Below are 1,269 nucleotides of genomic sequence, written 5' to 3'. Positions count from 1 at the left end.
CTGCCGACTGTGCTGGCCGAACGACTCACCACCACACATCCCGACGTGCTGCGCGAGCTGCTCGCCACGTTCATCCACACCCTGATGGGTGCCGAGGCCGACGCCCTGTGCGGCGCCGGATACGGCGAACGCAGCACCGATCGGACCAACCAGCGCAACGGCTACCGTCGCCGCGAATTCGACACCCGTGCAGGAACATTAGATCTCGCAATTCCCAAGCTACGGCAGGGTTCGTACTTCCCGGACTGGCTACTGGAACGCCGCAAACGCGCCGAGCGGGCCCTGACGACCGTGGTTGCGACCTGTTATCTGCTCGGGGTCTCGACACGGCGGATGGACAAGCTCGTCGAAACGTTGGGCATCACGGCGCTGTCGAAGTCTCAGGTCAGCGTGATGGCCAAGGAACTCGACACCGCTGTGGAGGCGTTCCGCACCCGCCCTCTGGATGCCGGCCCCTACACGTTCGTGGCCGCCGACGCCCTGGTACTCAAGGTCCGCGAGGGTGGCCGCGTGGTCAACGTGCACGCCCTGATCGCCGTCGGAGTCAATGCCGAGGGCTACCGCGAGATCCTGGGTATCGACGTCACCACCGCCGAGGACGGCGCCGGCTGGCTGACCTTCTGGCGGTCGCTGACCGCCCGCGGACTCTCAGGTGTGAAGCTGGTGACCTCCGACGCCCACGCGGGCCTGGTGGCCGCGATCGGCGCCACCCTGCCCGGCGCCACGTGGCAGCGCTGCAGAACGCATTACACGACCAATCTGATGGCCCTCACCCCGAAAGCATCCTGGCCTTGGGTACGCACCCTGCTGCATTCGGTATTCGACCAACCCGACGCAGAATCGGTTGCAGCCCAATATGACCGGATCATCGACGCCCTGGCCGACAAACTTCCCAAGGTGGCCGACCACCTGGAGGCCGCCCGACCGGACCTGCTGGCGTTCACTGCGTTCCCCAAACAGATCTGGCGCCAGATCTGGTCGAACAACCCCCAGGAACGGCTCAACAAGGAGATCCGACGACGCACCGACGTCGTCGGCATCTTCCCCAACCGCGACGCCCTCATCCGACTCGTCGGGGCCGTGCTGGCCGAACAACACGACGAATGGGCCGAGTCCCGCCGCTACCTCGGCCTCGACGTCCTGAGCAAATCACGCACCGTCAACGACACCCCGGCAGAACAGGAGGCCACCACCGCGGCCCTGACCGCCTAAACCATCACATCGAAGAATCACACGACGACGTCGTACACCACGTGGGTGGACTTGACC

The 1,269-nt window shown here is 65.5% G+C and carries 1 protein-coding gene; it reads left to right on the top strand.

Features of this window, described 5'->3' with window-relative positions:
- Positions 1-1,212: an IS256 family transposase gene (locus ACJH6J_RS30435; protein WP_406805037.1), complete on the top strand. Its 1,212-nt coding sequence runs from the start codon at positions 1-3 to the stop codon at positions 1,210-1,212.
- The last annotated feature ends 57 nt before the right edge of the window (positions 1,213-1,269 follow it).

The organism is Mycobacterium sp. SMC-18 (assembly GCF_045310895.1).
Lineage (GTDB): Bacteria > Actinomycetota > Actinomycetes > Mycobacteriales > Mycobacteriaceae > Mycobacterium.
This window is presented reverse-complemented; position numbering and strand designations above follow the sequence as displayed.